Genomic DNA, 18,565 nt, shown 5'->3' on the forward strand with positions numbered 1-18,565 from the left:
CGACTTCAAGCTTCACTAAAAACGAAAGGTCAGCACTGCTGACCTTTATGAAATCGTTGCTAGTAACCTATTAGGGCTAGATTCTGCCTTGAAGAGGGATGATTGTCACGCTTTCTCCCACTTTAACTGTGTCAATAGCAGGGGATATTTCGATTAGACAATTCGCTTCACTCATCGAACGCAAAATACCAGAGCCCTGTTTACCAGTTGTACGAACGGTGAGGCGGCCTGTTTCGTCGAGCTGATAAAACCCTCGGCTGAATTCAGTTCGACCCTGGCGTGAGCGTAAGTTTTCAGTTGCAACCGCGTTGACTTTTAACGGTCGCCAGCCTTGCTCACCCTGCATTTTGCGGATTGCTGGCTCAACGAAGTTGATGAACGAGACCATCACCGCAACCGGGTTTCCCGGCAAACCGAAAAACGGTTTGTTGTTGATCTGACCAAAAGCAAGTGGGCGACCAGGACGCATGTTGATACGCCAGAAGTCAATTTGACCCAACTTGTCCAAGGCTAACTTAATGTAGTCCGCATCACCAACAGACACACCACCAGACGTCATCACCATGTCTGCTTGCTGCGATGCTTGCTCTAATGCTTCGATCATCTGCTGTTCGTTATCTTCCAGAATACCGAAATCCAGAATGTCACACCCGAGCTGTTCAAGCATACCCATAATGGTAAATCGGTTTGAGTCGAAGATTGAATTAGGCTTCTGCTCGGTGCCTGGCGCTTGCACTTCGTCACCTGTAGAGAATACAGCGACTTTCAATTTTCGGAATACATTCGCTTGTCCAAAACCAAGAGAGGCGATCATCCCCATTTCTGGAGAGGTCAGGCGAGTACCAGATTGAAAAACGTTACTGCCAATTTCAAGGTCTTCACCGGCTTGACGAACGTTCTGACCTGCTTTGATGCTTGATGCACTAAACGTTACCTTGTCACCATTCTGTGCAGCTTGCTCACGCATCAGCACAGTACCAGCGTTAATTGGGGTAGGCGCGCCAGTCATGATTTTAACCGCTTGCCCCATCTCCAAAGGTTTATCGTAAGCATTGCCAGCAAGCACTTCAGCCATCACTTGATAACTCTCTCGTTCAAGATCGTCACTGCGAATGGCGTAACCATCCATTGCCGAGTTTGTGTATTGAGGCACATTAACCGGAGAAACGATGTCATCAGCCAACACTCGGCCATAACTACGCTCAACATCGCATACTTCAATGTCAGTCAGCGGATGAACTAATGATAGAATTTTCTCCTGACCTTGTTCTACAGAAAGATAAGCAGGGGATAAAGTGTCGCAACACGCGGCTTCTTTGTCTTTTGATTTCGGTTGTTTCGCTGCATTGACATACTGAAGAACAAACTCCGCGATAGCATCCAGATCGTTGATGCTCATTTGTGGTAATTCGGATTCCAGCTCACTGGTTTCGGAGGCAATCGCAATAATGTTCTCGTCGTGAGGGTGAAGCCAAGGTTTGCCGACTTCCTCACGGTGAAGTTCGATTTTTGGGAAAGCGATGTTTTTACAACCTTCAACCAGAATGACGTCCAGTTGGTTTTCATCAAAACGAGTCAACAGGTATTCGAACTCTGCCTCAGTATCCGGAGTTTCTGTCATCAAAGCAAAACGATTGCGGGATGCGATCAACATTTGTGAAGCGCCTGCTTTGCGTAAACGATAACTGTCTTTACCTGGTTTATCGATGTCAAAATTGTGGTGCGCGTGTTTTAACATACCTATACGCAGGCCCGCGTCGGTCAGTTTTGGTAACAAGGCTTCCAATAACGTAGTTTTACCAGTACCCGAGTAAGCGGCAAAACCAAGAATAGGGATATTTAGCGAGAGTTTCATGATTCTAATTGTCCAAATTGCGCCAGTTCTTCCGGAGTGTTTAAGTTGACGAAACAGTTTGGTGAGTCACTGAAATCAACGTAGCTGGTGTGACACTCTTTATAAAGCAGAATGATCTTTCTATCACCACGCTCTAAAAATGCCGTCAGTTTTGGCAATACGCGTTTGTGATACATAGTGAAAACTGGTTGCTGGTGATCACCATCATGAGCGACCAAAATATCAGTATCGTCTTCGACCGCCTGACAAAAACGCTCAACTAAGTCGGTATTAATCTGTGGGCTGTCACAGGGAACAAATCCAACCCAGTCGGTATCGGCGTGTACTAATCCAGCATGAATGCCGCCCATCGGGCCAGGGTAATCTTTGAACTGGTCACTGAAGACAAAGCCAAACTGACGGTAGGCGTCTTGGTTTCGATTAGCATTGATTAAAATGCTTGGTGTTTGTGGAGATAGACGTTCTATGACGTGTTTGATGAGTGGTTTCTGATTTAGCTCTATCAGGCCTTTATCTTTTCCACCCATGCGGCTGGCTTGACCACCAGCCAAAATGACCCAACTAGTTTGTGTTGGTTGAAGCATATGCGTTCTCTTGGGAGTTTTCTTTTGGTATGACATACAACAGTGGAGACTCTATCAAAGTCTTATTTTTAATCCACCACTGTTTTTTACATAAGTCGGTTAGCGCGTTGGTTTGATGGCTGGTGATCACGATACTCGAACCGCGATCCAGCAGATCTTTAGCCATCATAACCAATCGTTGAATTGATTCGGCGTCTAGTGATGCACTTGGCTCATCCATCAATAAAATGGATGGTTTTAAGATCCACGCCCTTGCCATGGCCACGCGTTGCTTTTCGCCACCTGACAATACCGAAATATGTTCATCGGCTAAAGTTTCCAAACCTACCATGCGTAGCGCGTTGATAACTTGCGCTCGCTTATCTTTTGCGTTGTCGCGCTGGTATTTCACGCCATAAACAACGTTTTCGTAAACGCTGCCGTCAAATAGATAAGGAGATTGGTGGAGATAAATAACATCGACACGACCATTTCGACGGGTCAGTTTTTTCAGCCAAGTATCTTTCGGTGCCTCTACTTTACCAGTTGATGCTTTTAGCAGGCCAGCCAGAATTTTAAGTAGTGTTGTTTTTCCGACACCATTATCGCCTTTCAGATAAATTGCATCGTTCGGTCCAATCGTTAACTCGGGAATGTGGAAGAGCACACGCTCTTTAAAACGCATGGACAATTGCTCGGCGGTAATTTTTATTGTCATAATACGTCTCTACATCGAATTGAAATTGAGTCGATCATTAGCTTCATGTTCTAAGATAGCCTTTACCTCTCATACTCGATAAGAAGAAGTTTAGGGCCAATGCTAAAGATAGTAATACAATTCCTAATGCAACACCTTGCGCAAAAGCACCTTTACTGCTTTCCATAGCGATTGCTGTCGGAATATTACGTGTTACACCCATAATGTTGCCACCTACCATCATCGAGCAACCAACTTCTGTGACGATCCGCGAAAACCCTGCGATGACTGCTGCGAGTAACGGAAAGCGCGTTTCCCAAATCATCGTCGCGGCAACACGAGGAAGGGATACACCTAGGGTGAGCGACGTTTCTATCATACGGCGGTCGCTCGATTGCAAGGCACCATGCATCATCGAGACTAACACCGGAAAACAGATCAGCATTTGACCGAATATCATCGCTTTCTGCGTAAACAGCATTTGCCAACCACCCCAAGGCCCCGCTCTCGATAAAAGCATGTAGAGCAATAGGCCGATAACAACCGTTGGTACCGCTTGAAGCGTATTGATGATAGACAGCAAAAGCCACTTACCACGAAAATCGGTATAAGCGAGCACAAAGGACATCAAAATTGCCGGTAATACCACTAAAGATATTGCCGTAATAGAAACACTAAAGGAGACCGCAACGATCTCCCAAAGCTCTGCATCGAAATTCACCAGTAGCTGGAGTGCTTCTAGTGTTGTTTCAGCAAGATTCATCGTGTCTTATTTACTTTCCGCGTTTGCTACAAACAGTTGCTTACCATTAAGGCGGAAGCTGTTAATCAACTCCTGCCCATGCTGGTTAACCAACCAATCACTGAATACTTGAGCGCCTTTATGATTGATGGTCGGGTAACGTTCAGGGTTAACTAAGATCACCTGGTAAGGGTTAAACAGCATTTGATCACCCTGGAACAGGATTTCCAGATCCAATTTGTTTTGGTAGGCCAACCAAGTACCACGGTCTGTCATTGTGTAGCCTTGCATCTCTGACGCCATGTTCAGAGTAGGGCCCATGCCTTGACCTACGCTGCGGTAACCACCAAAGTTTGGTTCAATTTGTGTTTGCGCCCAAAAGCCCATTTCTTTCTTGTGAGTGCCAGAATCATCGCCACGAGAAATAAAAGTCGCGTCTTTGCTTGCGATTTCTTTAAACACTTCAAGAACGCTTTCATCATCTTTGATTTCAGCTGGATCGGCCTTTGGACCAACAATCACAAAATCGTTGTACATGAGCTTACGCGGCTGAACGCCGTATCCTTTCTCTACGAACAGGCCTTCTGCTTTGGGCGCGTGTGTCATTACCAAATCTACATCGCCATTTTCACCCATTTTGAGTGCTTTGCCGGTACCTGCAGCAATGATGTCGACTTTATAGCCTGTCTCTTTTTCGAATTCTGGTAGTAGGTAATCCAGCAGTCCTGAATGGTACGTGCTGGTGGTAGTGGCTAAGCGAATGTGTTCGCCATCTTGAGCGGAAAAAGCAGAGTAACTTACTAGTGTGATTGACGTTGCAGCCAATGTTAGCGCAATTTTTTTCATTTTTATTCGTTTCCTTTCCAATGATGTTTCGGTTTCTGGCGCTTTTAAGGCGCTTGAAGTTCCTGGACGATCTTGATTGCTCAAATCACAAGCCTTCCTTGAGTAGCAGGCTCAAAGTACCTAACGTATTGACGACTTGGATACCCCTTATAGCAAACAAGATGCCAACAATATTCAACCTAAAATTGTGCGATTTATGCGCCATTTCATAGACTTGTTTGCATAAATCCTTCCCTTGGTACAAAATGTCCCAATTATTGCGCAGGCTTATCCTGTAGCGTTGGTACACTCTGTCCCACCTAAAACCGTCTGGGGTAAATATGTCCGCTCAATCCCATATTAGTACAAAGCAACAATACAACGCCTTTTCAGTTCTGGTCGTTGATGACGAGCCAGGCATGCAAGCCATTTTGAAAAAAGCGCTGGGAAAACTCTTTTCTCAGGTTGATACGGCTGGCTGCATTGAGGAAGCTGAGCAACTAAGAAGCTCGCGCCATTATGATCTGATTTTACTCGACATTAATTTGCCCGGTCGTTCGGGGATTGAGTGGGAAGAAGCGTTTACCGATGATGATAAAAGAGCGGATGTAATCTTTATGACTGGTTATGCTGATCTTGAAACCGCGATTCGTGCGCTTCAGCTTGGTGCCTCAGACTTTATTCTCAAACCCTTCAACCTAGAACAAATGTTGAAATCGGTAACCCGTTGTATGGATCGTCGTTTGAACGAGCGCATGCAATATGCAATGAAACGTGATTATCAACGTTACAACAGCTCAGAAATCATAGGTGGTTCAGAGAAAACCCGTCAACTTAAGTTATTGATAACTCAGTTTGCACCATCACGTGCGTCGGTTTTGATTGAAGGGGAGTCGGGTACGGGGAAAGAGCTGGTTGCTCGCGGTATTCACCAGGCTAGTGATAGAAGTGGTCCATTTGTTCCGGTCAATTGCGCTGCGATCGCGCCAGAGCTATTAGAAAGTGAGCTTTTTGGTCATACTTCAGGCGCATTCACCGGTGCGAAGAAATCTCGTGAAGGTCTGTTTAGAGTGGCCAACGGCGGGACCCTTTTTCTTGATGAAATCGGTGAAATGCCATTATCGATGCAAGCATCACTTTTACGTGTGTTAGAGCAGCGTACAATCCGACCGGTTGGCTCAGAGAAAGAAATTAGCATCGATGTCCGTGTCGTCGCTGCGACGAACCGAAATCTTCAAGAAGAAGTGAATCAGGGTAACTTCCGTAGCGATTTGTATTACCGCCTTAACGTTCTGAAGATTGAAGTGTGTCCACTTCGTGAACGTAAAAGTGATCTCTTTGAACTCATTCCTTTCTTTAGCAACATGCTAACCCGCGAGCTAGGAATGCCAGCACCCAAGTGGGCGCATGAAGATATGGAAGCAATGAGCGAGTACGATTGGCCAGGTAATATTCGTGAGCTAAAAAACCTGATTGAGCGCTGTATTTTACTTGGAAAACCGCCTGCTCATCATTGGCGCGAAATAAACGGCTCTCACACCTTGCCAAATGTTTCTATGACTGTTTCACATACCGCCGAGCTTCCAACGCTTAAGGAAAGTAACGAGTTTTTAGGCGAAGGCTATCCCAATAACTGGACGCTTAAAGACGTAGAAAAAGCGCACATTCAACAGGTAGTTAGTTTGCATGATGGTAACAAATCAGCAGCAGCGCGTGATTTAGGCGTGGCACGCAAAACGTTAGAGCGTAAGTATAAAGAGTGGGACGCAGAGGATGAGGAATATGCCAACTAAATGGCAGCAACACAAAGGATTGTCGAAATGGGCGCACCGGTTTAAAACCATGGTACGTTACCGGCTATTAATTCTCACATCTGCTCCTATCTTTATGACGCTGTTCGCGTTGATTGCCATCACCATTTATTGGTCTATTCAGTACACGTGGCAGAATACGCTGCTGGATGTCTCCGAACGTTTAGGGGTCGCAGAAAACAGCGTCGAGTTGTTGCAACAAAAGCAAGCCAACTACGTTAGGGCGTTCGCAGATTCTTATGACTTTCACAACCGCATCAACCAGAATATGCCAACGGAAGAACTCCAAGATTGGGTCTCTACGCAAAAGCATCGTTACGGGTTAGATTTTCTTTCTTTCCAATACGTAAATTCAGTAGAAAACAAGTTCCGCTTTCTGGACTTGACCAAACGGGAGTCGTTCTTCGATATTTTGGATAAAGAAGAGCTAGAGCAACTCGACCCGGAATTGGCGAAACGAGCCGAAGTTCCGATTCAGAGTCAGGGTGGTGGGACTGAAACCCACGGGTTAGTGAGCCGTACGGTTATCCCTGTATATAGTCGATCTAACAACTTACTCGGCTTTCTGGACGGTGGGTTACTCCTCAACAACAGTACTGTGTTGGTCGATCAGATCCGTGACTTAATTTATCCCAATGTGAATGACCGATTACGTCCTGTCGGTACGCTGACACTATTTCTGTCTGACTTAAGGGTGAGCACCAACGTGCCATTGGATAGTGATCACCGCCTTGGTAGAGCGATTGGCACCAAAGTAAGTAACGAAGTCTCTGAGCAAGTTCTAACCAGAGGTGAGGTATGGGTAGGTAAGGCATACGTCTATGATGCCTGGTATATCACGGCTTATCAGCCCATTAAAGACCAGTATGATAACGTGATTGGCATGCTATACACCGGGTATTTAATGTGGCCATTTGTCAAAGCGTATATGACGAATATCGCCGAAGTCAGCCTTATGACCCTAATGCTACTATTGGTGTCCGGAGCGATGGTGTATCGAGGTTCGCGCGATCTATTCCGACCGATAGAACGTATTCATAAAGTCGTAAAATTGGTACAACTGGGTAAAGAAAAGCGGATTGGCCCTTTGGGGCTTAATGACGACCATGAGCTGGCACAATTGGCGAAGCAGTTTGATAACATGCTGGACGCACTGCAAGAACGTAAGGTAGAGCTGAAGAATGCTGCCGCGCAGTTAGAGTGCAAAGTTCAAGAACGTACAGCGAGTCTGAGAGAAAAGACCCAAGAGCTAGAATTGCACATTCAGCTACTCAATCAAACCCGAGACAAGCTGGTGGTTCATGAAAAACTCTCTGCCCTTGGAGAACTGACAGCGGGTATCGCCCATGAGATCAACAACCCGACCGCGGTGATCCTCGGTAATATCGAATTGATTCATTTTGAACTTGGTGAGGACGCAAGTCGGGTTCAAGAAGAAATTGACGCTATTCACGCTCAAATCGATCGCATCAGAAACATCACCCGCAGTTTGTTGCAATACAGCCGGCAGGGCGGCGTACAGGACGAGATCACCTGGCAGCATGTTAACCCGATCATTGATGAGAGTATCACCTTGGTTAAAACGGGCACCAAGAAGCGTGATGTTGAATTTGTTACCGACCTTCAAGCTCATACTTCAGTCGAGATTAATCGCCACCATTTACTACAGATTCTGGTTAACTTGCAGATGAATGCGATTCACGCCATGAACGGTAAAGGTAAGTTGGTTGTCACTAGTGATGATTGGATGGAAGGTAACGAGATCAGAGGTGCGGTTATCCACGTCGCAGACGAAGGCTGTGGTATCAAGCCAGAAAACGTGGGTCGTATATTCTCACCGTTCTACACCACCAAACGTGATGGCACGGGATTGGGGCTGTCAGTGTCTCAAAGTATTCTTAGCCAAACGGGCGGGGAGCTAAAAGTAGAATCCGAGTGGGGCAAAGGCAGTGTGTTCAGCATTTATTTGCCTAAAAAAGCCGAGTTAATGTTGGAGGTTACAAATATCGCTTAATCTGGCCTGGAGATTTAGTGTGATATGCATCAAACAAAGGTTTTATAATAATTAATAAAAACAAAACTTGCAGAGTGTAGCCTTAACAAGTACCGTTGCCCGGTTTTTATAAATACACTCAAATTGCTAAGGTAAAGGTTTTGATCTCCACAGCGAATATTACTCAACAATTCGGCGCTAAGCCGCTATTCGAAAACATCTCAGTTAAGTTCGGCGAAGGTAACCGCTATGGCTTAATTGGCGCTAACGGTTGTGGTAAATCAACCTTTATGAAAATCCTCAGCGGCGAGCTTGAGCAAACCAGTGGTAACGTGAGCTACGACCCGAACGAACGTGTTGCAAAGCTAAACCAGGACCAGTTTGCCTACGAAGAGTTCACGGTTATCGATACGGTAATCATGGGTCACAAAGAGTTATGGGAAGTTAAGAAAGAGCGTGACCGCATTTACTCTCTGGCAGAGATGAGTGAAGAAGACGGTATGAAAGTCGCTGACCTTGAAGTTCAGTTTGCAGAAATGGACGGCTACATGGCAGAAGCAAAAGCGGGTGAGCTTCTTCTTGCTGTAGGTATTCCAATGGAGCAACACTTTGGTTTGATGAGCGAAGTGGCACCTGGCTGGAAACTGCGTGTGCTTCTTGCTCAGGTTCTGTTTGCAGACCCTGACGTTATGCTACTTGACGAACCAACCAACAACCTGGATATGGACACTATCCGTTGGTTGGAAGACACGCTAAACGCGCGTAACTGCACCATGATCATTATCTCGCACGACCGTCACTTCCTAAACTCAGTATGTACCCACATGGCAGACTTGGATTACGGTGAGCTGCGTATTTACCCAGGTAACTACGACGAGTACATGACAGCGGCTTCGCAAGCTCGTGAACGTCTGCTCAACGACAACGCGAAGAAAAAAGCACAAATCGCTGAGCTACAAACGTTCGTTGCACGTTTCTCGGCAAACGCATCGAAAGCAAAGCAAGCGACATCTCGTGCGAAGCAAATCGACAAAATCAAACTGGACGAAGTGAAAGCGTCTAGCCGTCAAAACCCATTCATTCGTTTTGAGCAGTCTAAGGAGCTATTCCGTAACGCTCTGATTGTTGAAAACCTAAGCCAGGGTTTTGAAGATGATCTGTTCGCAAACTTCAATGCAATCTTTGAAGTGGGTGAGCGCGTCGCCATTATTGGTGAGAACGGCGTTGGTAAAACCACACTGTTAAACACATTGGCTGGCGTTCTGGAACCACGTACAGGTATGTACAAATGGTCTGAGAACTCAAACATTGGTTACTACGCGCAAGACCACGCACACGACTTCGAACAAGACATGAACCTAACGGATTGGATGGGTCAATGGCGCCAAGAAGGCGACGACGAGCAAGTGGTTCGTAGCTTCCTAGGTCGTATGCTGTTTGGTCAAGACGACATTAAGAAGTCAGTAAAAGTGCTATCTGGTGGTGAACAAGGTCGTATGTTGCTTGGTAAGCTAATGATGCACAAACCAAACATGCTGCTGATGGACGAACCAACTAACCACATGGACATGGAATCGATCGAGTCATTGAACACGGCACTAGAGCAGTACAAAGGCACATTGTTCTTCGTATCTCACGATCGTGTATTTGTAGACTCGTTGGCAACTCGTATTCTTGAAATTCGTGACGGTAAAATTACAGACTTTAAAGGCACTTACTCTGAGTACCTTAAGTCGCGCGGTATCGACGGTTAATATCACACCTAACGCGATGTTTTAAAATGAAAAGACCTCACAACGAGGTCTTTTTTACGTTTGTGTGTTTATTCCTTAAACTGACCGGTTAGGTATGCATATATCCCAACAACACCGAATGTAATAATCATCGAAACCATGATGCCACTAGGCGTAAGCAAAAAGTTCCAAAGCTGGTCATTGTCCATAGTTCACATCCTTTGTGAATAAACGGTATTAATGATGCTGGTTGCAGTGGGTATTGATGCGTTAAATACTGGGTATTCCGAGTTTGTTACAACGCCCAACACATTCCGACTGCGACCTGTATAAGTTTACACCATACTTTGCGTTCGCGAATTATTCGTTGTTGCTGCCTTTCACATCAAACTCAATTTTTTCTGCGCCAGTAAAGACCTGAAAACGCAACCCTTTCGCGCGGGCAATAGTTGTAATGCCGTATTGTCGAGCCAGATCCAAGCCCATTTGAGTCACACCGGATCGAGAAAGCAGAACAGGGATGCCCATTTGAGCGACTTTAATCACCATCTCAGATGTCAGACGTCCGGTTGTATAAAATATTTTGTCATCGCCCGTTTGCTGATTTAACCACATCTCTCCGGCAAGCGTATCCACGGCATTGTGACGACCTACATCTTCCACAAACGACAACACTTCGTTTCCTTTACAAATAGCGCATCCATGAACGGCGCCTGCTTTTCGGTATGTATCGTTGTAATGAGTCAGCGCTTCAAGCGTGGCATAGATTTCTGACTGCTTAAGCGGCACTTGCGGAACCTGATAGTTCTCCAATTGCTTCATCACATTGCCATACATGGTGCCTTGACCACAACCCGAGGTGACGGTTTTCTTTTTCAACGCACCTTCTAAATGCTCGATGTTTTCTTTGGTGATCACTGCTGCAGAATGGGTTTCCCAATCGATGATGACAGACTCTATCGCTTCCGGGTCAGATAAGAAGCTTTGATTCTTTAAATAGCCTAAAACTAACGCATCTGGACGGGACCCTATCGTCATCAGCGTTACAATTTCTTTCCAGTTCAGCATAACGGTAAGAGGTCGTTCGCAGGCAATCTGTTTCGTCAGCTTTTCACCATATTCGTCGTAAACATCGACTTCGATGGTCTGCAGGGGATTTTCACTGGTTTTAATAATATTTGGTTTTACCACAGTCTTGTCCTGTTCAGTGAAGGAGCTACTTGCTCACAAGGATTGTTCTTTTTAACGCGAGGTTGAAATAGCAAATCTCATTCCAACATAGCGGTTGAGGAAAAAAATGCGAGAGATTCAGACTACTTAATATAAAAACTGAGAGTTCGCAGGAATGACACATACAAGTCATTGAGTTTCGACTAATTTGGTATTTATATCTATACCTTATCTTAATAGAGACAAGGGTTGATTTGGCTCGTTTATTGCTTAGTGAACCTAACATGGTTTGAAGGCATGGGTCAGAATGTCCTTTCCGCTGATCAAAGCAAATAAAGAAAGTTGGGTGAGTTATGTCGGACAATAGTAAAAGCTTAGAAAACATATATGAGAAAACAGAAGATTCATGGCCTATTGGCATAGAGTTGGTTGAACATGAAATTACCACTGGAGTCTGGGTAACAACCCAGTGGCAACTAACACGATTCGTTCTGGCTCCTACTGAAGACACCTCTGATGTTTGCCTTCTACAACTTCATAGAGATGAACGTACTGACTACCGATTTAATCTAAGCTCGCAAAACCCGAAACTCTTTCTTGTTATGGATAACCTTGATTCTAATGAGAAGCCAGCAATACAACTTATCACCGCCTCTCAAGCCGTCGCAGCGCGATATATGGATGGAGATAATCTCGTCTTATCTAATGATATGCCTTTACCTGTACAAGCTTGGATGGAGGCCTTCATTGGACGCCATGGTGAGATGCTAGAAGTGAAAGGTAAGAAACGTAAAGGAGCGGGTAGAGCAAATGGCAACTAGTCGTGATTTTTTAAGTCGCTGGTCACAGCGGAAGTTAGGAGAATCTCAAAGCATTCATCAAGACGCCAAGCTAAGCGACGAGACTGAAGTGGAAGTGATACAAAGCCTTTCCGCTGAAGAAGCCCTTGAAAACGAGGTATCTGAACAGACTTCAACAGCAGAACAAAGCGAAAAAACTACCGCTGCTGATGAGCAAAAACCGGAAGAGATGTCGATAGCGAACCTATTGGTTTCAGAAGCATCAGAAAGCGTGAAAAAAGCCGCGTTACGTAAGTTGTTTCTATCAGAAGAGTTCAATGTCCGTGATGGGTTAGACGATTACGATGACGATTACAGTAATTTGAAGTCACTTTCAGAAGGTGTAGCAGAAACGCTGCGAGACTGGGTGAAAGATAAAACTGAAGACGACGCAACAATTGAAGACAATGAGCTGGCTGTGGTTCAAATAGAGGCTTCAGATGCTGATGAAAATGAGCAAGAAATCGTCGAACCTTCTCAAAATGAAAATGAACTGTATAAATATACAGTATCTGGTAAAAGTGGCACTTCAGAGTCAGAATCGCTATCAGAACAAGTAGGACAAAATATACCACACTCAAAATAGGTACATTTTGACTAAACACTCAACAGGCCGGGTGGGACATATTGTCTCATCCGGCTTTTTTATCAGATATAACTTACCCAAACCAAATTAAATCATTGAAAATATTAACAATTAAAATTGGCATGACGCTTGCTAATTAGCTGAAATAACCAATCTTCTTGTAAACGTATCGGTTGTCTGAATTTTGCTATCGGCCGTGATGCTCCATGCAAATCAGCTTATTTATAAGTTAATCAGCAGAATCTACCGCGCTAACTACAATGAAAGATGGAAGATTATCCATGTTGATAAATGGAAACGAGCAATGTTAAAACAACTATTAGAACAAACGACTTCCAGTAACGGTAACGCAAGGCTATATGCTTTTGAAAATACCATCGAGTTGACAAACCTGATCCCACCGACGGTGAGCTACGAAAGTGGCGGTAACACTTTAATTGTCGGTCCGACGGCGATCATTGAAAGTGCCGCAGCTCAATTATCACAAATGAACAGCCTTACGTTGCTGTCTACTGACGGAGAAAAGGGAACTCACAGTGCACTGTATTATGCGAACTCTGTGCAGGTGTCTGGCTTCCTGGGTACATTTGAAGTAATTATTGAAAACAATGGTTCGACAAACAATCTCGCTAAAGTAGCGATTAATACGGATTGTTTCGACGTCGTTCTCGATCTTTGCCTTAACAGCTGTATGTCTGAGGAAGTGCCAGCTCCGGGTTATTACCCAGTCGGTCGCGGCTATCCGAAACTCGCAGAAGCGCTGGAAGAGATCCCTACGTTAATGGGGACGTTTGATAAACCCAAGTTTTTCCGTTTAGATACCGACTTGTGCGCGCACAGTTCTCGAGGCGTAAAAGGTTGTGAGCGTTGTGTTGATGCCTGTCCGGCGGGCGCACTATCCAGTGAAGGTAGTCCGAAAACTGGACATCGTATCGAGATTAACCCGTACCTGTGTCAGGGTGTCGGAACTTGTGCAACCGCATGTCCTACAGAAGCGATTCATTACGCACTCCCAAACCCAGAAGATACCCAAAAGTTCATCGAACGTACCTTAGCTAATTATGAAAAAGCAGGTGGCGTCGATCCTATCGTGCTGATTTGTAGTTCACGCCATGAAACATACAACGTGATGGCTTTAAAAGCGCTTCCAGACAACGTCATTCCTATTGTGGTTGAAGAGTTGCCATCTGTTGGTATCGATACTTGGTTTGCTGCGCTTGTGAACGGAGCGACTCAGGTTCTGTTTGCGGCTTCACGTTTTATGCCGCCAACCATTTTGCGCGTACTTAATAGTGAAGTCGGGATAGCACAAGAATTGCTCGATCAACTTGGCATTGCAAAAGAAACCATCGATATCTTGTATTTGGAATCTCTGCGTGAAGGCGCACCGACATTGTGTACAGATTCCTTCGATTTAGCGGTAGGAGAGCTCCAAGGCAATAAACGTCAGCGCCTGTTTACTGCGCTAGATGCGTTATCTGCCTCGCGTATTCCTGTCAATAATACCGTTGAACTCCCGGGCAATGCACCTTATGGCTCAGTTTCTTGTGAAAGTAAAGACTGTACCTTATGTATGAGCTGTGTCGCTGTGTGTCCGACTCGCGCATTACATACAGATGGTCAGTCTCCGTCTCTTAAATTTGTTGAACAAGATTGTGTTCAATGTGGCTTATGTGAAAAAGCGTGTCCAGAAAATGTGCTTACGCTAACGCCTCGCATGAACTGGGTGAAAGAAGAACGTCAGAAAGCAGTCGTCATTCACCAAGAGAAAGCGGCCGAGTGTCTTCGTTGCCACAAACCTTTCGCACCTCAATCCATGATCGACATGTTGCAAAACAAGCTACGTGGACATTCTCATTTTACTGATGAAGCCGCTATCAACCGTATCGCCATGTGTGAAGACTGCCGCGTGGTAGATATGTTTGAGTCGATGGCCTCTGATCCAATGAAACAACTCAAGTATTAGGAGATCACAGTGGAAAAACAGCAAGAACAAACACTGAGAACAGAAATATACCTGATTTTATCAGCGCTTTTTCGTAGTGCGCCAACGGAAGAGATGCTTGAGTTTCTTAAGTCTCTGGAAGTGGAACCTTCGGCAAGTGTAATGCAACAAGCATGGACTGCGCTTCAGCTAGCGGCTGAAAAAGCCGATCGAGAAACACTTGAAGATGAATATCAAGATCTCTTTATCGGTATTGGTCGTGGTGAAGTCGTTCCATTTGGATCATGGCACCGCACAGGCTCAATGATGGAAAAACCGCTAGCGGAAATTCGTCACGATTTAGATTTACTGGGCATAGAGCGCGCTGAAAACGTGAAAGAACCTGAAGATCACATTTCAGCACTTTGTGAAGTCATGGCCATGCTGACTGACGAAGAAGAGGGCTTGCAACAAGCAGTGTTTAACAAACATCTCGCCCCTTGGTTTAGCGCATTCACTCGCCAGTTAGAAAATGCAGAAAGTGCAAACTTTTATAAACCAGCCGCTCAGCTTTGCAACGCGTTTCTGACGCTTGAACAGGTTCGATTTAGCGAGAATACAAAGAGCAGTAAAGCCAAATTAAAAATTGATGTGAAAAACGTCACTGATTATGAGTAATCAAGCAGTACAAAGTCATATCGATAGAGAGGCATGATCCTCCAAAGATCTACCGGAAGGTAAGGAAGCAATGATGAAAGATAATAAAGAAATAAACTCAAGCCGCAGGGAGCTATTGAAAGGCTTCACAACCGCTGCCGTTGCTGGTGCCGTCGTCGCAGGAACCACGAAAGTGGCAAACGCGTCGGAATCCGTTGAGTCTTCTGAAAAAGACGTGAAGCAGAAAGGGTACCGTGAAACTCAACACATTCGTGATTACTACGACACACTTTAGGAGGTAAGAGATGAAACTTGTCAAACGCTCCGACAGTGTGAGCAAAGAAACCAATCAACTTGGTATTTCGCGCCGTGCATTTATGAAAAACACCTCATTTGCTGCTGGTGGCGCTGTTGTCGGTGCAAGTCTGTTTGCGCCGGGCATGATGAAAAAAGCGCAAGCGAAAACTGTCGACCCAGAAGCGAAAACGGAAGTGAAACGCACCATCTGCTCTCACTGTTCGGTAGGCTGTGGTATTTACGCTGAAGTTCAAAATGGAGTTTGGACCGGTCAGGAACCAGCTTTTGATCACCCATTTAACGCTGGTGGACACTGTGCGAAAGGAGCTGCGCTGCGTGAACATGGCCATGGTGAACGTCGCCTAAAATACCCAATGAAGCTTGAAAACGGTAAGTGGAAAAAGCTGTCTTGGGACGAAGCAATTGAAGAAATCGGCACCAAGGTATTGGATATCCGTAAAGAATCCGGCCCTGATTCTGTTTACTTCCTAGGTAGTGCGAAGCACAGTAATGAACAGGCATACCTATTCCGTAAAATGGCATCGCTTTGGGGTACCAATAACGTTGACCACCAAGCACGTATCTGTCACTCAACCACGGTAGCGGGGGTAGCAAATACCTGGGGTTACGGTGCAATGACGAACTCTTTCAATGACATGCATAACTGTAAGTCTATGCTGTTCATTGGCTCTAACCCTGCAGAAGCACACCCAGTGGCGATGCAACACATTCTGATCGCAAAAGAGAAAAACAACTGTAAGATCGTAGTGGCGGATCCTCGTCGTACTCGTACTGCAGCAAAATCCGATCACTATGTATCTCTTCGCCCAGGTTCAGACGTCGCTTTCATTTGGGGTGTATTGTGGCACGTGTTTGAAAACCAATGGGAAGATAAAGAATTTATCCGTCAGCGTGTATTTGGTATGGATGAAATCCGTGCTGAAGTCGCAAAATGGACACCAGCAGAAGTTGAGCGCGTATCAGGCGTAAGCGAAGAAGACGTTTACCAGACTGCAAAACTACTATCTGAAAACCGTCCGGGCTGTGTTGTCTGGTGTATGGGTGGTACTCAGCACACCACAGGTAACAACAACACTCGCGCTTACTGTGTACTAGAGCTTGCGCTTGGGAACATTGGTAAATCAGGCGGCGGTGCCAACATTTTCCGTGGTCACGATAACGTACAGGGTGCAACAGACCTTGGTGTTCTAGCCGATACATTACCAGGCTATTATGGCCTTTCTGAAGGCTCTTGGCGTCACTGGTCAAAAGTTTGGGACATCGATTACGAATGGATCAAAGCCCGTTTTGATGACAACGAGTACGGCGGTCAAAAGCCAATGCACAGTGCTGGTATTCCGGTATCGCGTTGGATCGATGGTGTGTTAGAAGACAAAGACAACATTCGTCAGCGAGAAAACATTCGCGCCATGTTCTACTGGGGACACGCTGTAAACTCTCAAACACGTGGTGTTGAGATGAAGAAGGCGATGCAGAAACTGGATATGATGGTCATCGTTGACCCATACCCAACCGTAGCGGCGGTAATGAACGATCGCACTGATGGTGTTTACCTGCTTCCTGCAACTACCCAATTCGAAACTTACGGCAGTGTTACGGCTTCTAACCGCTCTTTGCAGTGGCGCGATCAGGTTGTCGAGCCTTTGTTTGAGTCAAAGCCTGACCACGAAATCATGTACCTGTTATCGAAAAAGCTTGGCTTCGACGATCTGCTTTTCAAAAACATTCGTGTAGAAAACAACCAGCCTTTGATTGAAGACCTGACTCGCGAATTCAACAAAGGTATGTGGACGATCGGTTACACAGGTCAGAGTCCGGAGCGTCTCAAAGCGCACCAACAAAACTGGCACACATTCCACAAAACTACGCTGGAAGCAGAGGGTGGACCAATCAATGGTGAAACCTACGGTCTACCTTGGCCATGTTGGGGCACGCCTGAGATGGGGCACCCGGGCACTCACATCCTGTACGATACGTCGAAGACCGTTGCTGAAGGTGGTGGTAACTTCCGTACCCGTTTCGGTGTGGAGTTTGAAGGTAAAAACCTGCTCGCTGAAGACAGCTACTCGAAAGGCAGTGAGATCAAAGATGGTTATCCGGAGTTTACCGACAAGTTGCTAAAACAACTTGGATGGTGGGGTGACCTGACAGCCGAAGAGAAAGTCGCAGCAGAAGGTAAAAACTGGAAAACCGACCTCTCTGGCGGTATTCAGCGTGTTGCTATCGCGCACGGTTGTATCCCATTTGGTAACGCAAAAGCTCGTGCGATTGTTTGGACATTCCCAGACCGCGTACCGCTGCACCGTGAGCCTCTCTACACACCTCGACGTGACCTTGTAACGGATTACCCAACTTGGGAAGACAAAGACGCGATTTTCCGTGTTCCAACGTTATACAAATCGATTCAGGACCAAGACAAATCTGGCGAGTACCCGATTGTTCTGACTTCTGGTCGTTTGGTTGAATACGAAGGCGGCGGTGATGAAACTCGTTCGAACCCTTGGTTAGCCGAGCTTCAGCAAGAGATGTTCGTAGAAGTGAACCCAAAAGACGCAAACGATCTTGGCTTTAAAGATGGTGATGATGTTTGGGTTGAAGGTGCGGAGAAAGGCCGAATCAAGGTCAAAGCGATGGTGACTCGTCGTGTGAAACCGGGACTGGCATTTATTCCGTTCCACTTTGGTGGTGAGTTTGAAGGTGAAGATCTTCGCCCTAAATACCCTGAAGGCACACAACCGTATGTAAGCGGTGAGTCTGCCAACACGGCAACCACTTACGGTTACGACCCGGTTACCCTGATGCAGGAAACCAAAGTAACCCTATGTAACATTCATAAAGCGTAAGGAGTCCGA

General features: G+C 45.7%; 15 protein-coding genes. 9 read left to right on the forward strand and 6 right to left on the reverse strand.

Translation table 11 applies throughout. The features are described from left to right. Positions 1-76: 76 nt before the first annotated feature. From OO774_RS08295 to OO774_RS08315, 5 genes are read right to left on the reverse strand one after another with little or no spacing between them, the layout of a single operon-like run. Complete coding sequence (locus OO774_RS08295; protein WP_264901473.1) at positions 77-1,855, reverse strand: bifunctional molybdopterin-guanine dinucleotide biosynthesis adaptor protein MobB/molybdopterin molybdotransferase MoeA; 1,779 nt, start codon at positions 1,853-1,855, stop codon at positions 77-79. Continuing rightward, the gene (gene mobA / locus OO774_RS08300; protein WP_264901474.1) at positions 1,852-2,439 is read right to left on the reverse strand and encodes a molybdenum cofactor guanylyltransferase MobA; all 588 of its coding nucleotides are present in this window, start codon (positions 2,437-2,439) and stop codon (positions 1,852-1,854) included. The genes OO774_RS08295 and mobA overlap by 4 nt, the downstream gene beginning before the upstream one ends. Next, the gene (locus tag OO774_RS08305; protein ID WP_264901476.1) at positions 2,417-3,136 is read right to left on the reverse strand and encodes an energy-coupling factor ABC transporter ATP-binding protein; all 720 of its coding nucleotides are present in this window, start codon (positions 3,134-3,136) and stop codon (positions 2,417-2,419) included. Before OO774_RS08305 ends, mobA begins: the two co-directional genes overlap by 23 nt. Before the next feature lie 43 nt (positions 3,137-3,179). After that, positions 3,180-3,878 carry an ABC transporter permease gene (locus tag OO774_RS08310; protein WP_264901478.1) on the reverse strand — a complete coding sequence of 233 codons (699 nt, stop codon included), beginning with the start codon at positions 3,876-3,878 and terminating at the stop codon, positions 3,180-3,182. A gap of 6 nt (positions 3,879-3,884) precedes the next feature. Continuing rightward, positions 3,885-4,703, reverse strand: a complete 819-nt coding sequence (locus tag OO774_RS08315; RefSeq protein ID WP_264901480.1) for a substrate-binding domain-containing protein — start codon at positions 4,701-4,703, stop codon at positions 3,885-3,887. A 320-nt stretch (positions 4,704-5,023) separates the two neighbouring features. On the opposite strand from OO774_RS08315, the gene OO774_RS08320 reads away from it, so the two are divergent. From OO774_RS08320 to OO774_RS08330, 3 genes are all read left to right on the forward strand, one after another. Beyond that, positions 5,024-6,475, forward strand: a complete 1,452-nt coding sequence (locus tag OO774_RS08320) for a sigma-54 dependent transcriptional regulator (RefSeq protein WP_264901482.1) — start codon at positions 5,024-5,026, stop codon at positions 6,473-6,475. Next, on the forward strand, positions 6,465-8,507 hold the full coding sequence (locus OO774_RS08325; protein WP_264901483.1) for a cache domain-containing protein: 2,043 nt from the start codon (positions 6,465-6,467) through the stop codon (positions 8,505-8,507). The genes OO774_RS08320 and OO774_RS08325 overlap by 11 nt, the downstream gene beginning before the upstream one ends. 140 nt (positions 8,508-8,647) lie before the next feature. Continuing rightward, on the forward strand, positions 8,648-10,240 hold the full coding sequence (locus OO774_RS08330; RefSeq protein WP_264901485.1) for an ABC-F family ATPase: 1,593 nt from the start codon (positions 8,648-8,650) through the stop codon (positions 10,238-10,240). A 339-nt stretch (positions 10,241-10,579) separates the two neighbouring features. Here the strand turns inward: OO774_RS08330 and OO774_RS08335 are convergent, their stop codons facing one another. Beyond that, positions 10,580-11,410 (reverse strand): formate dehydrogenase accessory sulfurtransferase FdhD, encoded by an 831-nt coding sequence (locus OO774_RS08335; RefSeq protein ID WP_264901487.1) that lies wholly within the window; start codon positions 11,408-11,410, stop codon positions 10,580-10,582. 332 nt (positions 11,411-11,742) lie between these two features. Here OO774_RS08335 and OO774_RS08340 point away from each other — a divergent pair, with 332 nt between their 5' ends. From OO774_RS08340 to OO774_RS08365, 6 genes are all read left to right on the forward strand, one after another. Continuing rightward, a complete protein-coding gene (locus OO774_RS08340; protein WP_264901489.1) occupies positions 11,743-12,210 on the forward strand; it encodes a DUF3305 domain-containing protein in 468 nt (155 codons plus the stop codon). Continuing rightward, the gene (locus OO774_RS08345) at positions 12,200-12,814 is read left to right on the forward strand and encodes a DUF3306 domain-containing protein (protein WP_264901491.1); all 615 of its coding nucleotides are present in this window, start codon (positions 12,200-12,202) and stop codon (positions 12,812-12,814) included. Before OO774_RS08340 ends, OO774_RS08345 begins: the two co-directional genes overlap by 11 nt. 304 nt (positions 12,815-13,118) lie before the next feature. Next, the gene (locus OO774_RS08350) at positions 13,119-14,780 is read left to right on the forward strand and encodes a 4Fe-4S dicluster domain-containing protein (RefSeq protein ID WP_264901492.1); all 1,662 of its coding nucleotides are present in this window, start codon (positions 13,119-13,121) and stop codon (positions 14,778-14,780) included. Between the two features lie 9 nt (positions 14,781-14,789). After that, complete coding sequence (locus tag OO774_RS08355) at positions 14,790-15,416, forward strand: molecular chaperone (protein ID WP_264901494.1); 627 nt, start codon at positions 14,790-14,792, stop codon at positions 15,414-15,416. A gap of 73 nt (positions 15,417-15,489) precedes the next feature. Beyond that, positions 15,490-15,690 carry a transcriptional initiation protein Tat gene (locus tag OO774_RS08360; RefSeq protein ID WP_264906091.1) on the forward strand — a complete coding sequence of 67 codons (201 nt, stop codon included), beginning with the start codon at positions 15,490-15,492 and terminating at the stop codon, positions 15,688-15,690. Positions 15,691-15,700: 10 nt separating this feature from the next. Then, positions 15,701-18,556, forward strand: a complete 2,856-nt coding sequence (locus OO774_RS08365) for a formate dehydrogenase subunit alpha (protein WP_264901496.1) — start codon at positions 15,701-15,703, stop codon at positions 18,554-18,556. The last annotated feature ends 9 nt before the right edge of the window (positions 18,557-18,565 follow it).

It is taken from the genome of Vibrio sp. STUT-A11 (genome assembly GCF_026000435.1).
GTDB lineage: Bacteria > Pseudomonadota > Gammaproteobacteria > Enterobacterales > Vibrionaceae > Vibrio.

Bases quoted from the DNA above. Each gene is read 5' to 3' on its own strand.
- OO774_RS08315 (WP_264901480.1), bottom strand. From the start codon at position 4,703: ATGAAAAAAATTGCGCTAACATTGGCTGCAACGTCAATCACACTAGTA.
- OO774_RS08305 (WP_264901476.1), bottom strand. From the start codon at position 3,136: ATGACAATAAAAATTACCGCCGAGCAATTGTCCATGCGTTTTAAAGAG.
- OO774_RS08325 (WP_264901483.1), top strand. From the start codon at position 6,465: ATGCCAACTAAATGGCAGCAACACAAAGGATTGTCGAAATGGGCGCAC.
- OO774_RS08365 (WP_264901496.1), top strand. From the start codon at position 15,701: ATGAAACTTGTCAAACGCTCCGACAGTGTGAGCAAAGAAACCAATCAA.
- OO774_RS08360 (WP_264906091.1), top strand. From the start codon at position 15,490: ATGAAAGATAATAAAGAAATAAACTCAAGCCGCAGGGAGCTATTGAAA.
- OO774_RS08350 (WP_264901492.1), top strand. From the start codon at position 13,119: ATGTTAAAACAACTATTAGAACAAACGACTTCCAGTAACGGTAACGCA.
- OO774_RS08340 (WP_264901489.1), top strand. From the start codon at position 11,743: ATGTCGGACAATAGTAAAAGCTTAGAAAACATATATGAGAAAACAGAA.
- OO774_RS08295 (WP_264901473.1), bottom strand. From the start codon at position 1,855: ATGAAACTCTCGCTAAATATCCCTATTCTTGGTTTTGCCGCTTACTCG.
- mobA (WP_264901474.1), bottom strand. From the start codon at position 2,439: ATGCTTCAACCAACACAAACTAGTTGGGTCATTTTGGCTGGTGGTCAA.
- OO774_RS08345 (WP_264901491.1), top strand. From the start codon at position 12,200: ATGGCAACTAGTCGTGATTTTTTAAGTCGCTGGTCACAGCGGAAGTTA.
- OO774_RS08310 (WP_264901478.1), bottom strand. From the start codon at position 3,878: ATGAATCTTGCTGAAACAACACTAGAAGCACTCCAGCTACTGGTGAAT.
- OO774_RS08320 (WP_264901482.1), top strand. From the start codon at position 5,024: ATGTCCGCTCAATCCCATATTAGTACAAAGCAACAATACAACGCCTTT.